The sequence below is a fragment of the Streptococcus cristatus genome (assembly GCF_003943505.1).
In the GTDB taxonomy this organism is placed as follows: domain Bacteria; phylum Bacillota; class Bacilli; order Lactobacillales; family Streptococcaceae; genus Streptococcus; species Streptococcus cristatus_E.
On record NZ_RJPS01000102.1, the window covers coordinates 1 to 585 of the forward strand.

General features: G+C 41.7%; 1 pseudogene. It reads right to left on the reverse strand.

Going from position 1 to position 585, the window contains the following annotated elements:
- Positions 1–79: 79 nt before the first annotated feature.
- A pseudogene (locus D8792_RS11225) lies at positions 80–585 on the reverse strand (T7SS effector LXG polymorphic toxin); the annotation flags it as partial.

Here is a 585-nt window from a genome sequence, read left to right on the forward strand (position 1 = left end):
ATCCAAGGTAGAAGTTTGATATAGCCTAAACTAACCCCATTTGTAATCAAAGGGCCGTGGTAACGTTCTTCGTACATACTTATCCTCCAAATAATTTCTTTAAGCCCGATTTAGCCCATCCAGTGAGGGAACTATCGTCTGATTTGCCAACTTTAAAATTCATAGCCCAAGAAAATGCCATCCCAAGTCCAGCACCAACAACTGTACCAATAGGACCACCAATCATCGTGCCGATTGCCGCACTAGCATAAGCTGCGCCTGCACTAGAAACTGTATCTACAGTCTGATTCACTGCAAAGTTCCGGATTTTTTGACCTGTTGTAGAGGTTTCATCATCAAAGAAAGATTCTTTGAAATTCATTACAATTGATGAAATAGAACCTGCAGCTCCCAAAAATTTTCCACCTTTAGCCCATTTGCTTGCTTCCTTAAAGCCTTTGAAGTCACTAAAAGGATTCAAACCAGATTTAAATGAATCCTTCGCTGCAGCAGCTCCAGACTTTCTGGCATCGGCCCAAGCATTTTTCCAACCGGTCATCTTAACACCTCTACCGATATTGGTCTTGCGAATATCAGACTGTTTAG